Raw genomic sequence first — 17,171 nt, forward strand, 5'->3', positions numbered from 1 at the left:
GGCGGCGAGGGGGTGCGCTACGGAATCGTGTCACCGGCGCTGCCCCCGCGCGGCTTTCGGGTTCTTCTCATCGGACCACCAGGTGCTGGGGAAGCCGACATCGTTTTTGGGGCGCGTGTCGGGGCGGCCGAAGACATCCCAATAGCCGACCCGGTTGACCGGGTCCTCGTACAGGGCGATCGAATAGAACTGCCAGGTGGCGTAGCGATCGAAGGCTTTGCAGGTGGCCGCCTTCTCGTCATAGGTCTGGGCGGCGATGATCATCTCGACCAGTTCGTCGATCACGGGATCCTTGATCCCCTGCGAATTCTCGTCGCCCGGCCGGTCGGCGTAGCGGGAATTCCAGCCGCCGCGCAGGGCTTCGCCCGGCGGGAAGAACGGCGTGAAGGCGGCCGGCATCAGGTCGAATTCGAAATTGTTGATGCGGTTGCGGAACTGCGGCACGTCGAGCAGCCGGGGCGAGGGCTGGATTCCGATCCGCCGCAGATTCTCGGCGAAGGGTAGGATCGTCTTCTCGATCTCCGGCGTGAAATAGGCGATCTCAAACGCCATCGCCTCGCCTGCGGCATTGGTCAGCTTGCCGTTGCGCGATTCCCAGCCGGCCTGCTTCAGCAGGTCCAGTGCCGCGCGCATATTGGCGCGGATGTTGCCGTTGCCATCCGTCGTCGGCTGCTTGAACTCGGTGGTGAAGATCTCGTCGGGGATCTTTCCGCGATACTGGCCCAGGATTTCCAGTTCCCGGCCCTCGGGCAGCCCGCTGAACGAAAAGTCCGTGTTCGGGAAATAACTGTGGATGCGGCTGTACAGCCCGTAATAGCTGGTCTTCTGCGTCGTCTCGAAATCATAGAGATAGTTCAGCGCCCGCCGGACCCGCACATCCGAGAAATAGGGACGGCGTAGATTGAACATCAGGCCGCGATAGGGCTGCGGCGACGCATCCGGAATTTCTTCGAGCTTCAGCGCTCCGGTCTGGACCGCTGATACGGACTTGAAGCCGGTCACCCATTGCTGGGGCCTGCCGATGGCCAGGAAGTCGAACTCGCCCGACTTGAACGCTTCGTACAGAACGTCCTGGTCGCGATAGTACTGGTAGGTGATCTCGTCGAAATTGGCCGAGCCGATATTCTGCGGCAGATCCTTGCCCCAGTAATCCGCGACCCGCTCCAGCGTGATCGCCCGGCCCGGGTCGACCGATTTGATCTTGTACGCACCGCTGCCGAGTGGCGGTTCCATCGTCAGGCCGCCGAAGTCGCGGCTTTCCCACCAATGCTTGGGCAGAATCGGGAAACTGGCGACGGCCTTGAGCAGCTGCGGATTCTTCAGCGTCTTTGCCGTGAACCGGACCCTGCGGCCGTCCAGCGCCTCGATGCCGTCCATATCGTCGTAGAAGCGGGCGCGAAGGCGCAGCGCGCCCTTCTCACGCAGCAACTGATGGGTGAACGCGACATCCTCCGCGGTCATCGGGTGCCCGTCGTGGAAGCGCGGGCCCTCGCGCATGGTGAGGATGATCGACAGCTTGTCGGAGGAAACCTCCAGCGCCTCCGCGGTATCGACATAATAGGTGTCGAGTTCATCGAGATTGGTGGAGATCAGCGCGTCATTGATGGCGCCGAGGCCGGCTGCCTCGGTGCCGTCGGTGGTGAGGTTGTTCAGCGTGTCGAAAGTGCCGAAGACCCCCAATATGATCTTGCCGCCCTTCGGTGCGTCGGGGCGGACATAGTTCCAATGCGGGAAGTCCTTGGGATAGGCCGCCTTCAGGTCGAGCATCGGCAGGTAGTAGGTCGGCGCGCCATAGCCTGCTTCGCCCGCCGCCGTCTGGGCGAAGGCGCGCGGCAGCGGCAGGGAGGCCCCCGCCATGGTGATCATCGAACCGATGGAGAATTGGCGCCGCGTGATCATCCCTACCTCTGTCCGTTTGGTCGGCTCAGTGCCGCATCTTTCGCCGGATCGATCCACCAGGTCGAGGGAAAGCCGATGCCATTCGCATCGCCGAACCGGTGGGACGGCTGTTTGGCCGGCAGGCCGAACCGGTTCCAGTAGGCGATCCAGGCGTCGGTCTTTCCCCATTGCGGGATGGCGTAGCTGTTCCACAGCAGAACGCGATCCAGCGCGCGCGTCGCCGCCTGCAGCGACGACAGGTCGCGGGCGGTGGCGACCTTCTCGATCAGCGCGTCGACCACCGGGTTGCGGATGCCCATCAGGTTGGCCGAGCCGTCGATCCCCGCGGCTTCGGAGCCGAAATAGTTGCGCAGCTCCGTCCCCGGCGGCGGGAAGAAGGTGTAGGCGAAGGCGATGATGTCGAAATCGAAGGCCTGGTACCGTGTCTGGTACTGCGCCGAATCCACCGTGCGCATCGTCGCCTGGATACCGACCTGCCGCAGCCGGTCGATGAAGGGCTGGGTCGCGCGTTCGATCACGGGCTGGTTCGACAGGATCTCGAACGTCATCGGCGCGCCGGTGGCGGTGTTGGCCATCACCCCGTCGCGCTGTTCCCAGCCGGCCTCCTTGAACAGGCGCAGCGCGGTGCGGATGTTGTCGCGCATGGTGCCGCTGCCGTCGGTCTTCGGCAGGGCGAAGGGGGTGTCGAACAGCGCGTCCGGCACCTGGCCGCGGAACGGCTCCAGCAGATCCTTCTCAAGGCCCTCCGGCACGCCCGAGGAGCGGAAGCCCTCGGCGTTGAAATAGCTGGTCAGCCGGTCGTACAGCCCCGAGAACAGGGTCTTGTTCACCCATTCGAAATCGTAGAGCCAGGCCAGCGCCTCGCGGACCTTGGGGTCTGAGAAGGGCGCCCGGCGCAGATTGAGGAAATATCCCTGCATGCCGCGGGGATCCTCGCTGGCAATTTCGGCACGAAGGAGGCGGCCATCGCGTACCGCCGGAATGTCGTAGCCGGTGGCCCAGAACAGCGAGGTGAATTCCTGCCGGAAGTCGGCATTGCCGCCCTTGAACGCCTCGAACTCGGCGTCGCGGTCGCGGTAGTAGTCGTAGCGGATGCGGTCGAAGTTCCACAGGCCGCGATTCACCGGCAGGTCGCGGCCCCAATAGTCGGGCACGCGCTCCCAGCTCAGCGACCGGCCGGGGTCGACCGCGGCGATGCGGTAGGGGCCGCTGCCCAGCGGCGGCTCGACCGTGCCCCGGGTGATGTCGCGGCCGTTCGCGGTCCACCAGTGCTTGGGCAGGATCGGCAGCGCGGTCGCGATCTGGCCGATCGGCTTCCTGGTGTCGTGGGTGGCGAAGGTGAAGCGCACCCGGTGGTCGTCCAGAGCCTCGGCGCTGGTCACGTCGCGGAAGAAGGACTTCAGGAACGGCTCGCCCTTGTCGCGGACCGTCTCCCAGCTCCACACCACATCCCCTGATGTCACCGGCACGCCGTCATGCCAGCGCGCCTCCGGATGCAGCGCGAACACCGCCCAGGAGGCGTCGTCGGCCACCGTCACGGTCCGGGCCAGCTGGCCGTAATAGACCCCGAGCTCGTCCTGGCTCTCGACCATCAGCGAATCATACAGCAGCGGCAGCGACCGCGGCGGCTGTCCCTCCATCGGGATCAGGCTGAGCGTGTCGAAGCTGCCGACCGTGCTCAGCACCAGGGTGCCGCCCTTGGGGGCATCCGGGTCGGCATAGTCGAAATGGTTGAAATCGGCCGGATATTTCGGCTGTCCGAACAGGGCCAGCGCCGGGCTCGCCGCCGGATCCTCCGTCCCGGCCGCGACCGGCGCAGCGAGGGTGAGGGCGATCAGGAGGGCGGGGACGAGACGCATGAAACTCCCTTGCCGAATCACGGGCGCCGGACAGCGCCGGGCGACTTCGGGAGTCTAGGAAATCTCGGCGGTCGGAATAAAGCCAGACATAAACGAAAACGGGACCGCACTGGGCGGTCCCGCTTCGATTCGGCGTGGGTTGCGGCGATCAGCCGCCGCTCTTCGGCGCCGGCTCGGCGCCGCCAGCGGGGGCCGCCGGGGCGGCAGCATCCGGGCTCGGCAGCGGCTCCGGGGTGTCCGCGTTGGTGCGCAGCCAGGCGATCAGGTTGGCCCGGTCCTTCTCGCTCTTCATGCCGGCATAGGTCATGGTCGTGCCCGGGATGTGCGCCTTCGGGCCGGCGAGGAACTCGTTCAGCTCCTTATAGGTCCAGTGGGCGCCTTCCTCGTGCTTCTTCTTGATGGCGGCGGAGTAGTTGAAGTCGTCCTTGTGCCCCATCGGGGCGCCGACCAGGTTCCACTGGTTCGGGCCGACCTTGTTGGCGCCACCCTTGTCGAAGGTGTGGCAGGCGGCGCAGGCCTTGGACAGCGCCTGGCCCGCGGTCGGGTCGGCGGTTGCCAGCAGGGGCGCGATCGGCGGGATCGCCGCGGCGGCCGGGCCGGCGGCGGGCGCCGCACTGGCGATCGCGCTGGTGTCGACCTTGAACGTGTTTTCCTTCAAGGGCTCCGGCGAAACCAGCATATCGGCGACGATGCCGGTCGCCATTCCGATGATGCCGGCCAGAAGGACGGCGGCGAAGATCTTATTAAATTCCATGCCGGATCTCACTCCGAAGCGCGACTGCAGCCCAGCCGAACACACGACACCGCCGGAACTGGCGATTCCGACGGGCGGGTCCGGGGTCTTGTAGAGTCGTTCCAATCGGTCTGGCAAGGGGTGGATGTCCGCCTGCGACACCCTTTTCGTGATCTCTTGACGTCATCGCGGCAAGAGAGGATGACGCGACACCATGAGTGCCTCGAATCCTGTCGTCGTTATTCCCGCGCGCCTGGCCGCGACCCGCCTGCCGAACAAGCCGCTCGCCGATATCCATGGCGAGCCGATGATCGTCCATGTCTGGCGCCGGTCGCTGGCCGCGAATCTCGGTCCGGTGATCGTGGCCTGCGGCGACCGGCCGATCGCCGAGGCGATCGAGGCGGCGGGCGGCATCGCGGTGCTGACCGACCCGGGCCTGCCCTCCGGCTCCGACCGCATCGCCCAGGCCCTGCGCAGCATCGACCCGGACGGGCGCCACGACGTCGTGATCAACATCCAGGGCGACCTGCCGACGCTCGACCCGGCCCTGCCGCGGGCGGCGGTGGCGCTGCTCGACGACCCTGCGGTCGACATCGGCACGCTGGCCGCGGTGATCGTGCGCGAGGAGGAGAAGACCAACCCTGCGATCGTCAAGGCGATCGTCGAGCGGGAGGAGGGGGCCCGGACCGGCCGCGCCTACTACTTCACCCGCACCACCGCGCCCTGGGGTGACGGGCCGCTGCTGCACCATATCGGCCTCTATGCCTACCGCCGGGCGGCGCTGGAACGCTATGTGACGCTGCCGCCCTCGGCGCTGGAGCGGCGCGAGAAGCTGGAGCAGCTGCGCGCGCTGACCGCGGGGATGCGGATCGACGTCGCCATCGTCGACACCGTGCCGCTCGGCGTCGACACCCAGGACGAGCTGGAGCGGGCCCGCGGCCTGCTCTCGCCCCCCCAGCCCAACCCGGGAGCCACCCGATGAGCCGCGCGCCGACGATCTCGTTCCAGGGCTGGCCGGGGGCCAATTCCGACATGGCGGCCCGCCAGGTCTATCCGAACGCGCAGACGGTGCCGTGCCCGTCCTTCGAGGAGGCGCTGGCGGCGGTTCATGACGGCCGAGCCGATCTGGCGATGATCCCGATCGAGAACTCGATCGCCGGCCGGGTCGCCGACATGCATCACCTGCTGCCGGAATCGGGCCTGCACATCGTCGGTGAGCACTTCATGCGCATCAACCACCAGCTGGTGGCGCTGCCCGGGGCCAGCCTGGACGGCATCCGCGAGGTGCACAGCCATGTCCAGGCGTTGGGCCAGTGCCGGCAGTGGCTGCGGGTTCATGGCCTGAAGCCGGTGGTGCATGCCGATACCGCCGGCGCGGCCCGCATGGTGTCGGAACTGGGCGACCCCGGCATCGCCGCGATCTCCAGCCGGCTGGCGGCGGAGATCTACAAGCTGGAGATCCTGGCCACCGACATCGAGGATGCCGAGCACAACACCACCCGCTTCGTGGTGCTGTCGCGCGACCCGGTGCGGCCGAAGCCGGATAATGGCCCTGTCATGACCAGCTTCGTGTTCGAGGTGCGGTCGGTCCCGGCCGCGCTCTACAAGGCGCTGGGCGGCTTCGCCACCAATGGCGTGAACATCGTCAAGCTCGAGAGCTACATGCTCGGCGGCCGCTTCAACCAGACCCAGTTCTACGCCGATGTCGACGGCCATCCCGATGATTCGGGGCTGCGCTTCGCGTTGGAGGAGCTGCAGTTCTTCACCCGCAACTTCCGCCTCCTCGGCGTCTATCCGGCCCACCCCTTCCGCCGCGACCCCAGCCAGGCCGCCGTGGATGCCTGACCCCGCGCCCCGGCGCGAGGACCAGGACCGGATCGACCCGGCCTTCCGCAACGGGTCGATCACCGCGGTCGGCATCATCATCGGCTTTTCCCTCAGCTTTCTCAGCCGCTGGGCCACCAATCCGGCAGGATGGAGCGCGGTCGACCTCTTCCCGGTCGTGCCGATCGTCGCCGGCATCATGCTGCAGCTGAAGGCCCTGGCGGACCTGCTGTCGATCGCGTCGCTGCAGCTGGCGAACTACAACCGCGCCAAGAACCTGTTCCTGGCCGGGCTGGTGCTGGCCGCGATTGGCATCGCCGTAGCGATCATCCTCGATGCGGCGGGCATCAGCCAGCAGCACCTGATCGGCTGACGCGGACGCTCCGCCTCAGCCTTCCGCCAGCCAATCCTCCAGCAGCCGCCGGGCGATGCTGTCGCGGCGGGGCAGGCGGAAGGCCTCGTCGTCGACATGGGTGCGCAGCCAGTCACGGTCGAACCACGCCGCCGACTCCAGCTCGTCCTGGTCGACCTTGAGATCGGTGGTCACGGCACGGGCGGTGAAGCCGACCATCAGCGACTGCGGGAACGGCCAGGGCTGGCTCGACTGGTAGGTGACGTCGTCGACCAGGATGCCCGCCTCCTCCAGCACCTCGCGCTTGACCGTGTCCTCCAGGCTCTCGCCGGGCTCGAGGAAGCCGGCCAGCACCGAATGCATGCCGGTCGGCCAGACCTTCTGGCGGCCCAGCAGCGCCCGGTCGCCATCATGCACCAGCATGATCACCGCCGGGTCGGTGCGCGGGAAATGCTGGGTGCGGCACTCCGGATTGGTGCAGTCGCGGCGATGGCCGGCGTCGCTGCTGGCCGTGGGATGGCCGCAGACGCCGCAGAAGCGGTGGCGCGAATGCCACCACATCATGCCGCGGGCATAGGCCAGCAGGGCGCCCTCGTCATGCGGCAGCAGCGGCCCCACGGCGCGCAGGTCGAGGAAGCTGCCGAAGCCGGCGAGCGTCGGGTCGGCGGCGGGGTCGGCCAGGCCGCTGACATCGACGGCGAGGTAGGTGACGTCGCCATGGACGCCCAGCATCACGGTCTCGGCCGCGGCGCTGCGCCACCACTCCACGGTCGCTGGCAGGAAGGCGGCGTGCGGCGCCTCCTGCGGGCCGGCGATCAGGTTGCGGCCCTGCCACACCGGCACGATCAGCGTCTGTTCGCTGGCGGTGATGCGGGCGATCCACTCGGTGTCGCGGCGGTAGCGGCCGGCACGGTCGAGCGTCGGATGGATGTAGAAATTGGGGCGCAGCATGGCGCGACACTGGCACGGGCCCGGCCGCGGCACCAGGGGCCGGAAAAGCAACTGTGCCATCCCGGAAGGACGGGTTAGATTGAGTCCACGGACCGGCCTCCAAGAGCCGGCCGCTTGTGACGACACGAAGGGGGTCACGTCAATGAACCGTCGCCGGCTCGGCCTCGGCGTTCTCGCCGCCATGGCGTTTGCGCTGCCCACCGCCGCCCAGGATTATCCGAATCGCGTCATCACCATGATCGTGCCGTTCGCCGCCGGCGGGCCGACCGACACGGTGGCGCGGCTGATCGCCGACCCGATGAGCAAGACGCTCGGCCAGCAGGTTATCGTCGAGAATGTCGGCGGTGCCGGCGGCACCATCGGCGCCGGCCGCGTGGCCAAGGCGGACGCCGACGGCTACACCCTGCTGCTGCACCATATCGGCCAGGCGACCAGCGCCACGCTGTACCGCAGCCTCGACTACAAGCCGGGCGAGGATTTCGCCGGCATCGGCCTGGTCACCGACGTGCCGATGACCTTCGTCGCCCGCGGCGACTTCGAGGCCAAGTCGATGCCCGAGCTGGTCGCGTACGCCAAGTCTCACAAGGACACCGTCACCGTCGCCAATGCCGGCATCGGCTCGGCCTCGCATCTCTGCGGCATGCTGTTCATGTCATCGATCGGCACGCCGCTGACGACGGTGCCTTACAAGGGCACCGGGCCGGCGATGAACGACCTGCTGGGTGGCGTCTTCGACTTCATGTGCGACCAGACCACCAACACCACCAGCCAGATCAAGGCCGGCAAGATCAAGGTCTACGCCGTCACCAGCGAGAAGCGGGTGCCGTCGCTGCCCGACGTGCCGACCACGACCGAGGCCGGGCTGCCCGATTTCCGGATCGGCATCTGGCACGGGCTCTACGCCCCGAAGGGCACGCCCCAGCCGGTCATCGACAAGCTGCAGGCGGCGCTGCAGGGCGCGCTTCAGGACCCGAACGTGATCGCCCGCTTCGCCGATCTCGGCACCGAGCCGGTGGCGCTCGACCAGGCGACGCCGGCGGCGCTCGACGCCCATCTCAAGGCCGAGATCGCCAAGTGGCAGCCGGTGATCCAGGCCGCCGGCATCTACGCCGACTGACCGGTCCGGCCCGGCGTCTTCCCCGGAATCAGGCTTTCCTCGGAGTCAGGAGCCGCGATGCGATTCTCCATCCGCCACCCCAAGGACTTCTGGTCCGGGCTGATCTTCCTGGCCCTGGCCGCCGGCTTCGGCTGGATGGCCCAGGGCTACGCCATGGGCCGGGCGGTCAAGATGGGGCCCGGCTACTTCCCGACCGTGTTGGCCGGGATCCTGGCCCTGATCGGGCTGATCACCTTCCTGCGCTCCTTCGTGCTGGAAGGTGAGGCGGTCAGCCGCTTCACCTTCCGCGGCATCGCCATCGTGCTGGGGGCGATGGTGCTGTTCGGCCTGCTGCTGCGCGGCGGCGGGCTGGTGGTCGCGATCCTGGTCCTGGTCGCGACCAGCGCCGCCGCCAGCGTCCATTTCCGCTGGCAGGTCGCGGCGGCGCTGGCGGTCGGCCTGGCCGCCTTCTGCGTCGGCGTGTTCGTGCTGGGCCTGGGTCTGCCGATCCAGATCCTCGGCCGCTGGTTCGGGAGCTGAACGATGGAGCTGTTCGACAACCTGATCCTCGGCTTCAGCGTTGCCTTCACGCTGACCAATCTCAGCTACTGCTTCGCCGGGGTATTGCTGGGCACGCTGGTCGGGGTGCTGCCGGGCCTGGGCCCGACCGCGACGATCGCCATGCTGCTGCCGGCGACCTTCGTGCTGCCGCCGATCTCGGCCCTGATCATGCTGTCCGGCATCTATTATGGGTCGCAATACGGCGGCTCGACCACCGCGATCCTGATCAACCTGCCGGGGGAATCGGCCTCGGTGGTGACCGCGATCGACGGCTACCAGATGGCGCGGCAGGGGCGGGCGGGCACGGCGCTGGCCGCCGCGGCCATCGGCTCGTTCTTCGCCGGCACGGTCGCGACCTTCCTGATCGCGCTGTTCGGCCCGCCGCTGGCCGGCATCGCGTTGAAGTTCGGCCCGGCGGAATACTTCTCGCTGATGCTGCTCGGTCTGGTCGCCTCGGTGGCGCTGGCCCATGGCTCGCTGCTCAAGGCGCTGGGCATGATCGCGCTCGGCCTGCTGCTCGGCATGGTCGGGCAGGATGTCGAGACCGGCACGGCGCGCTACACCTTCGGCATCCCCGAACTGTCCCAGGGCATCAACTTCGTTGCCATTTCGATGGGGCTGTTCGGCATCGCCGAGATCATCCGCAACCTCGAGAACGAGCATCAGCGCGAGGTGATGGTCAGCAAGGTCACCGGGCTGATGCCGACCCGCGCCGACCTCCGCGCCATGGTGGCGCCGATCCTGCGCGGCACCACGCTGGGCTCGATCCTCGGCATCCTGCCGGGCGGCGGGTCGATCCTGTCCTCCTTCGCCGCCTATTCGCTGGAGAAGAAGATCTCGCGGACGCCGGGGCGCTTCGGCAAGGGCGCGATCGAGGGCGTCGCCGGGCCCGAATCCGCCAACAACGCCGGGGCGCAGACCTCGTTCATCCCGATGCTGACGCTGGGCATCCCGCCGACGCCGGTGATGGCGTTGATGGTCGGCGCCATGATCATCAAGGGCATCCAGCCCGGCCCGCTTGTCATGACCGAGCAGCCGGACCTGTTCTGGGGTCTGATTGCCTCGATGTGGATCGGCAACTTCTTCCTGATCGTGCTGAACCTGCCGCTGATCGGCATCTGGGTCCGGCTGCTGAAGGTGCCGTACCACCTGCTGTACCCGGCGATCCTCGCCTTCTGCTGCATCGGGGTCTACAGCCTCAGCAACAACGTGTTCGATGTCTACCTGACCGTGGTGTTCAGCCTGGTCGGCTATGTCCTGATCAAGCTGGACTGCGAGCCGGCGCCGCTGCTGCTGGGCTTCATCCTGGGGCCGATGATGGAGGAGAACCTGCGCCGCGCCATGCTGCTGTCGCGCGGCGACCCGACGGTGTTCGCCACCCGGCCGATCAGCGCGGTGCTGCTGGTGCTGACCGCGCTGGTGCTGCTGGTCATGATCAGCCCGGCGATCCGCCGCAAGCGCGAGGAGGCGTTCCAGGAGGAGGCCGGGTAGGACGCCGTTCCGCCCGAACCATCGTTTGGATGGTTTGTCAAGGTCCCGCAAATTGAGGGGATTGCCGCGGCGCGGCCGGGCTCCGATACTCGAGGCTGCCCGCACGCTTCCCGTTCCTTCGCCGGATGATCGGGATTTTCGCCGAATTGCTTGGAATCGGGCAGCGATGGACACGCCGGCGCCTTGAGGGACGACCCAATGGCGACCCTGACCGGTGACAACGGTGACAACACCATCGTCGGCACGCCCGACGACGACTCGATCAGTGGCCTCGGCGGCAATGACTTCCTCTACGGCCTGGATGGCATCGACCAGCTCCTCGGCGGTGGCGGCAACGACTACCTCTACGGCGGCACCAGCGCCGACCTGCTGAGCGGCGGCGCCGGCATCGACACCATCGACTATTGGGGCAGCCAGGCCGGCGTCACGGTGAAGATCAACGCCTTCGGCGCCGGCGGGGACGCCCAGGGGGACCTGGTCGGCAGCGATGTCGAGAACATCTGGGGCTCGACCCTCGGCGACAGCCTGACCGGATCGGCGGCGGACAACGAGCTCAGCGGCGCCGCCGGCAACGACTCGCTGTTCGGGCTGGACGGCAACGACAAGCTCTATGGCGGCAACGGCGACGACACGGCGGAGGGCGGCATCGGCATCGACACGCTGTTCGGTGGCGACGGCAACGACACCCTCCGCGGCGGCGACGGCGGCGACACGTTGAACGGCGATGTCGGCGCCGACGTGCTGGAAGGCGGCGCCAGCAACGACACGCTGAAGGGCGGCGACGGCGACGACACGCTCCGCGGCGAAGACGGCACCGACTTTCTGTTCACCGGCTTTGGGGCCGACACGGTCGACGGCGGTGCCGGCGCCGATTCACTCATTATCGACCACCGCACGGCCACGGCCGGGGCCACCTTCACCCTCAGCGGCACCACCGGGACCGGCAGCGACGGGACCACAGCGGTCAATGTCGAGTCGTTGCAGTATCTCGCCGGTTCCGGCAACGACGTGATCACCGGCGGCGACGCCTACGACATCCTTTATGGCGGCACCGGCAGCGACACGCTGAAGGGTGGCGGCGGCGACGACTACATCGCCACCGGCACCGGGATCGACACCGTCGACGGCGGTGCTGGCACCTTCGACCAGGTGTTCATCGACCACACGGCCACGACCGCGGCGGTCACATTCACCATGACCGGAACCTCCGGGACCGGCAGCGACGGGTCCAGCGTCAGCAACATCGAGCAGCTCAGCTACTACGCCGGCTCGGGCAACGACGCGCTCACCGGGGGCACCGGCAACGATGCCCTCCTGGGCGGCGCCGGCAACGATACGCTGCGCGGTGGGGTCGGCGACGACTACCTCGTCTCCGGCGCCGGGGTGGACACGATGGACGGCGGCACCGGCGAGATGGACATGGTCGAGATCGACCGCACCGCCGCCACGCTGGGCATCACCTTCACCGTGAACGGTGCCGCGGGCAGCGACGGCACCCGGGCGGTCAACTTCGACCAGATGTTCTACCGCGCCGGCTCCGGCGACGATGCCATCACCGGCGCCGCCGGCTACAATTCCCTTGAGGGCAATGCCGGCAATGACCGGCTGACGGGTGGGGACAGCAGCGGCGTCGGCGACGATCTGCACGGCGGCGACGGCAACGATGTTCTCCGCGGCGGCGGCGAGGGCGACAACCTCGACGGCGGCAACGGCTTCGACATCGCGATGTATTCCGAGAGCGCGGCGGGGGTGGCGATCAACCTGGCCGCCGGCACCGGGGTCGGCGGGACGGCACAGGGCGACACGCTGCTTTCGATCGAAGGCGCGTATGGCGGGGCCGGCAATGATTCGCTGCAGGGGTCGAATGGCGACAACACCTTGGTCGGCAATGGCGGCAACGATGTCCTCGCCGGCCTGGCCGGCAAGGACGCGCTGGCCGGCGGCGCCGGGGCGGACCGCTTCACCTATGGCAGCGTCGGCCAGAGCCTGGTCGGCGCCGCGTCCGACCTGATCACGGATTTCAGTCATGCTCAGGGCGACCGGGTCGACGTGGCCGGGATCGATGCCAACACCGTCCTGGCGGGCAACCAGGCCTTCGCCTTCATCGGCACCGCCGCCTTCGGCCATGTGGCGGGGCAACTGCGAGAGGTGACCGCCGGCGGCGTCACCAGCCTCTATGGCGACGTCAACGGCGACGGCGCGGCCGACTTCCAGATCCGCTGCACTGGTGCCATCGCCTTCGTCGCAGCGGATCTCGTGCTGTAGATCTTCACCCTTTCACCGGTAGGCCGATCATGACGACCATCTACGGCACCTCCGCCAACGACTACCTGCAGGGCGGAGCCGGCAGCGACATCCTGTCAGGCCTCGAGGGCGACGACAGCCTGCACGGCCAGGGAGGAAACGATGTGCTCTATGGCGATGCCGGCTACGACCTCCTCGAAGGCGGGGCGGGTGCGGATTTCATGTTCGGCGGCGCCGACATCGACACGGTGCATTATCTCGCCAGCACGGCCGGGGTGACCGCCGTGATCGGCGACTACGCCTCGGGCGGCGACGCGCAGGGCGACTACATCGCCGACGATGTCGAGAACCTCTGGGGCTCGGCCTATGCCGACCACCTGACCGGGTCGTCGGCGGACAACCAGCTCTCGGGCTTTGTCGGCGACGACGTGCTCACGGGACTCGCCGGCAACGATCGTCTCATCGGCGATTCCGGCGCCGATACGCTGAACGGCGGCGACGGGAACGACATCCTCGAAGGCGGCAGCGGGGACGATGCGCTGTATGGCGGCAACGGCGACGATGTCCTCGACCCCGGCGACGGCCAGATCCGGGTCGATGGCGGCATCGGCAACGACAGCATGACCGTCGACCGCCACACCACCACGCTGGGGCTCGTCTACTACCTTGACGGCCGTATCGCGGCCGACGGGTCGCAGGTGCTGAATGTCGAGGAGATTCGGTTCCTCGCCGGTTCGGGGAACGATTTCGTCGTCGGCAGCGCCGGCCGCGACGACATCTACGGCGGCTCGGGCGGCGATACCCTGCAGGGCGGCGCCGGCGACGACACGCTCTTGGGCGAGGCCGGTAACGACGTGCTGCAAGGGGGCGCCGGCACCGACTTTCTTCTGGGCGACATCGGCAACGATTCGCTGGATGGCGGCGACGGCAACGACACCCTCAGGGGCGGTGCCGGGGCCGATTCCCTGCAGGGCGGCACCGGGGTCGACACGGCCGACTACAGCACCAGCGCGGCCGGCGTGACCGCCGTGATCGGCGGCTCCGGATCGGGTGGCGACGCCCAGGGCGACAGCATCGCCGCCGATGTGGAGAACCTCCTGGGGTCGGCCGGCGACGACACGCTGACCGGATCGGCCGCGGACAACGCCCTCGTGGGCGCGGCGGGTGACGATGCCCTCGCCGGCCTGGGCGGCAACGACATGCTGGATGCCGGCGACGGCAACGATTCGCTGGAAGGTGGCGACGGCAATGACCGGCTGACCGGGGGTGCGGGCGGCGACTTCCTCAGCGGCGGTGCCGGCAACGACGTCGTCGAGGGCGGTGTCGGGGGCGACATCCTCTATGGCGGCGCCGGTATCGACACCCTTGCCTATACCGGGTCGATCGGCGGCGTGACCGTGGGGCTCGATGCCGAGGTCGGCGTCGGCGGCGATGCTCAGAACGACATCATCGGATCGGATTTTGAGAACATCCAGGGCGGGCGCGGCGCTGATGTCCTGACCGGCTCGTTCGCGGACAATGTGCTCACGGGCCAGGCGGGTGCCGATGTCCTGCACGGCCTCGGTGGAAATGACACGCTGGATGGCGGCACCGGCAGCGACACGCTGGATGGCGGCGACGGCAACGACATCCTCCAGCCGGGCGTCTATTCGACTCAGATCGGCGGGGATTCCGAGCACGGCGACATCGTGATCGGCGGCGCCGGGGTGGACACCGTCTCCTATGCCACCCGGCAGTTCGCGGTCACCGTGAACCTGGCGACCGGACTCGGCGGCGGCTTTGCCCTCGGCGACACCTATTCCGGGGTCGAGAACGTCGATGGCAGTCGCCTCGCGGATACGCTGACCGGCGATGGCGGTGCCAACACCCTGCAAGGCTACCAGGGCGATGACGTGCTGGATGGCGGTGCCGGGGCCGACAGCCTGAACGGCGGCGGCGCCGGCGCCCTCATCACGTCCCTGCTCGGCGACGGCAGCGACACGCTCAGGGGTGGCGACGGCAACGACGTGCTCCGCGGCGGCAGTGGGGCCGACCATCTCGACGGCGGCGCCGGCATCGACATCGCGATGTACTCCGAGAGCGCCGCCGGGGTGACGGTGAGGCTCGACTCCGGCACCGGGGTCGGCGGCACGGCGCAGGGCGACACCCTGACGTCGGTCGAAGGCGTCTATGGCGGCTCTGGCAACGATGTGCTGGTGGGGTCGTCCCTCGACGACATCCTGGTCGGCAATGCCGGCAATGACGTCCTGGTGGGGTATGGTGGCAGGGACGCGCTTGCCGGTGGTGCCGGGTCGGACCGCTTCCTCTACGGCAGCATCGGCCAGAGCCCGGCCGGCGCCGGGGCCGACCTGATCGCGGATTTCAAGCACGCCGAGGCCGACCGGATCGAACTGGCCTTGATCGACGCCAACACCACCGTGGCCGGCGACCAGGCCTTCGCCTTCATCGGCGCCGCCGCCTTCGGCCATGTCGCGGGCCAGCTGCGGGCCGAGACTGTGGGGGGCGTCACCAGCCTCTATGGCGACGTCGACGGCGACGGCGTGGCCGATCTCCAGATCCGCTGCACCGGCGCCATCGCCTTCGTCGCGGCGGATTTCCTGCTCTAGCGACGGCGCCCGGCGGATCCGCAGAAAGGTCGGGCAATTCGCCTTGGTGCGGCCGATAATTCCGGCTATCCCGGCAGGACGTGTCCTGCCCTGGCAGGACGTCCATTGTCCTGCCGCGGCAGGACATCCGTTGTCTTGCCCGAACACAGCCGGTGACGCATGACCTCGCTCCCTGACCTCTCGGCCGTCGACCTGGTGTCCCGCTACCGCGACCGCAGCCTGTCGCCGGTCGAGGTGACCGAGGCGGTGCTGGCCCGGATCGAGGCGTGGGAGCCGAAGCTGCAGGCCCTCTGGGCGCTCGATGCCGCCGGCGCCCGCGCCGCCGCCGCGGCCTCGGCCGCGCGCTGGGCCGAGGGGCGGCCGCTTGGGCCGGTCGACGGCGTGCCGGCGACGGTCAAGGACAACATCGCCACCAGGGGCGTGCCGGTGCCGGTGGGCACCGCGGCGACGCCGCTGGTGCCGGCCGCCGAGGACGCCCCGCCCGCGGCGCGGCTGCGCGAATCCGGCGCCGTGATCCTGGCCAAGACCACCATGCCGGATTACGGGATGCTGTCCTCCGGCCTCTCCAGCTTCCACAAGCTGGCGCGCAACCCGTGGGACCTGTCGAAGAACCCGGGCGGCTCCAGCGCCGGGGCAGGGGCGGCCGCTGCCGCCGGCTACGGTCCGATCCATCTCGGCACCGACATCGGCGGTTCGGTCCGCCTGCCGGCCGCCTGGTGCGGCATCGTCGGGCTGAAGYCCAGCCTGGGGCGGATCCCGATCGACCCGTCCTATGTCGGTCGCGTCGCCGGGCCGATGACCCGGACAGTGGCCGATGCCGCCCTGGCCATGGCGGTGCTGTCGCGGCCCGACGGGCGCGACGGCATGAACCTGCCTCCGGCCGAGATCGATTGGGCCGACCTCGCCATCGATCCCAAGGGCCTGCGCATCGGCCTGATGATGGACATCGGCGCCGGCATGGCGCTGGACCCCGAGGTGGGCGACGCGGTGACGGCCGCGGCCCGGTTGCTCGAGGCAGCCGGCGGCATCGTCGAGCCGGTGCCGGCGATCCTGACCCGCGAGATGCTGGATGGGCTGGACGATTTCTGGCGGGTGCGGTCCTGGGACGACGTGTCGAAGCTGCCCGCGGCGGACCGGGCGAAGATCCTGCCCTATATCCGGGCCTGGGCGGAATCGGGGGCGGAGCGGTCGGGCCTGGCGGTGATGCGCGGTTTCAACCGCACCATGGAGATCCGCAAGGCGGCGGCGGCGCTGTTCGCATCGCTGGATTTCGTGCTGTCGCCGACGGCGCCGGTCGCCGGCTTCCCGGCGGACTGGGCGTCGCCGCTGAACGACCCGGAGAAGCCGTTCGAGCACATCGGCTACACCGTGCCGTGGAACATGTCGGAGCAGCCGGCGGTGTCGATCAATTGCGGCTTCACCGCCGCCGGGCTGCCGATCGGCCTGCAGATCGTCGGCCGCCGCTTCGACGACCTCGGCGTGCTGCGCCTGGCCCAGGCCTATGAGGACCGCCGCGGCCCGCAGCGGCCCTGGCCTGTGCTCTGACGCAGGAAGG

13 protein-coding genes are annotated in these 17,171 nt (G+C 68.6%); 9 read left to right on the forward strand and 4 right to left on the reverse strand.

What is annotated here, in order from left to right; all coding sequences use genetic code 11:
• Positions 1 to 30: 30 nt before the first annotated feature.
• The 3 genes from AB4112_RS06895 to AB4112_RS06905 form a co-directional block, all read right to left on the reverse strand.
• Positions 31 to 1,899 carry an extracellular solute-binding protein gene (locus AB4112_RS06895; RefSeq protein WP_441718325.1) on the reverse strand — a complete coding sequence of 623 codons (1,869 nt, stop codon included), beginning with the start codon at positions 1,897 to 1,899 and terminating at the stop codon, positions 31 to 33.
• A 2-nt stretch (positions 1,900 to 1,901) separates the two neighbouring features.
• Positions 1,902 to 3,758, reverse strand: coding sequence for an extracellular solute-binding protein (locus AB4112_RS06900; RefSeq protein WP_441718057.1), 1,857 nt, complete (start codon positions 3,756 to 3,758; stop codon positions 1,902 to 1,904).
• Between the two features lie 148 nt (positions 3,759 to 3,906).
• The gene (locus tag AB4112_RS06905) at positions 3,907 to 4,512 is read right to left on the reverse strand and encodes a c-type cytochrome (RefSeq protein ID WP_441718060.1); all 606 of its coding nucleotides are present in this window, start codon (positions 4,510 to 4,512) and stop codon (positions 3,907 to 3,909) included.
• 193 nt (positions 4,513 to 4,705) lie between these two features.
• Between AB4112_RS06905 and AB4112_RS06910 the strand changes: the two genes are divergently transcribed.
• The 3 genes from AB4112_RS06910 to AB4112_RS06920 are packed head-to-tail and all read left to right on the forward strand — an operon-like array spanning position 4,706 to position 6,688.
• A complete protein-coding gene (locus AB4112_RS06910; protein ID WP_441718063.1) occupies positions 4,706 to 5,473 on the forward strand; it encodes a 3-deoxy-manno-octulosonate cytidylyltransferase in 768 nt (255 codons plus the stop codon).
• The gene (locus AB4112_RS06915; RefSeq protein WP_309792694.1) at positions 5,470 to 6,336 is read left to right on the forward strand and encodes a prephenate dehydratase; all 867 of its coding nucleotides are present in this window, start codon (positions 5,470 to 5,472) and stop codon (positions 6,334 to 6,336) included. The genes AB4112_RS06910 and AB4112_RS06915 overlap by 4 nt, the downstream gene beginning before the upstream one ends.
• A complete protein-coding gene (locus tag AB4112_RS06920; protein WP_309792692.1) occupies positions 6,329 to 6,688 on the forward strand; it encodes a hypothetical protein in 360 nt (119 codons plus the stop codon). The genes AB4112_RS06915 and AB4112_RS06920 overlap by 8 nt, the downstream gene beginning before the upstream one ends.
• Positions 6,689 to 6,703: 15 nt before the next feature.
• Here the strand turns inward: AB4112_RS06920 and nudC are convergent, their stop codons facing one another.
• Entirely contained in the window at positions 6,704 to 7,669 is a 966-nt protein-coding gene (gene nudC, locus AB4112_RS06925) for an NAD(+) diphosphatase (protein WP_441718067.1), read from the reverse strand.
• Between the two features lie 91 nt (positions 7,670 to 7,760).
• On the opposite strand from nudC, the gene AB4112_RS06930 reads away from it, so the two are divergent.
• The 6 genes from AB4112_RS06930 (at position 7,761) to AB4112_RS06955 (ending at position 17,161) form a co-directional block, all read left to right on the forward strand.
• The gene (locus tag AB4112_RS06930) at positions 7,761 to 8,735 is read left to right on the forward strand and encodes a tripartite tricarboxylate transporter substrate binding protein BugD (RefSeq protein ID WP_309792690.1); all 975 of its coding nucleotides are present in this window, start codon (positions 7,761 to 7,763) and stop codon (positions 8,733 to 8,735) included.
• A gap of 57 nt (positions 8,736 to 8,792) precedes the next feature.
• Positions 8,793 to 9,254, forward strand: a complete 462-nt coding sequence (locus tag AB4112_RS06935) for a tripartite tricarboxylate transporter TctB family protein (RefSeq protein ID WP_309792689.1) — start codon at positions 8,793 to 8,795, stop codon at positions 9,252 to 9,254.
• 3 nt (positions 9,255 to 9,257) lie between these two features.
• Positions 9,258 to 10,766 (forward strand): tripartite tricarboxylate transporter permease, encoded by a 1,509-nt coding sequence (locus AB4112_RS06940; protein ID WP_441718071.1) that lies wholly within the window; start codon positions 9,258 to 9,260, stop codon positions 10,764 to 10,766.
• Positions 10,767 to 10,964: 198 nt separating this feature from the next.
• Complete coding sequence (locus AB4112_RS06945) at positions 10,965 to 13,031, forward strand: calcium-binding protein (protein WP_441718074.1); 2,067 nt, start codon at positions 10,965 to 10,967, stop codon at positions 13,029 to 13,031.
• Positions 13,032 to 13,060: 29 nt separating this feature from the next.
• Positions 13,061 to 15,616 carry a hypothetical protein gene (locus tag AB4112_RS06950; protein WP_309792686.1) on the forward strand — a complete coding sequence of 852 codons (2,556 nt, stop codon included), beginning with the start codon at positions 13,061 to 13,063 and terminating at the stop codon, positions 15,614 to 15,616.
• 159 nt (positions 15,617 to 15,775) lie between these two features.
• Positions 15,776 to 17,161 (forward strand): amidase, encoded by a 1,386-nt coding sequence (locus AB4112_RS06955; RefSeq protein WP_441718077.1) that lies wholly within the window; start codon positions 15,776 to 15,778, stop codon positions 17,159 to 17,161.
• The last annotated feature ends 10 nt before the right edge of the window (positions 17,162 to 17,171 follow it).

The sequence above is a fragment of the Inquilinus sp. 2KB_23 genome, assembly GCF_052115705.1.
GTDB lineage: Bacteria > Pseudomonadota > Alphaproteobacteria > DSM-16000 > Inquilinaceae > Inquilinus > Inquilinus ginsengisoli_A.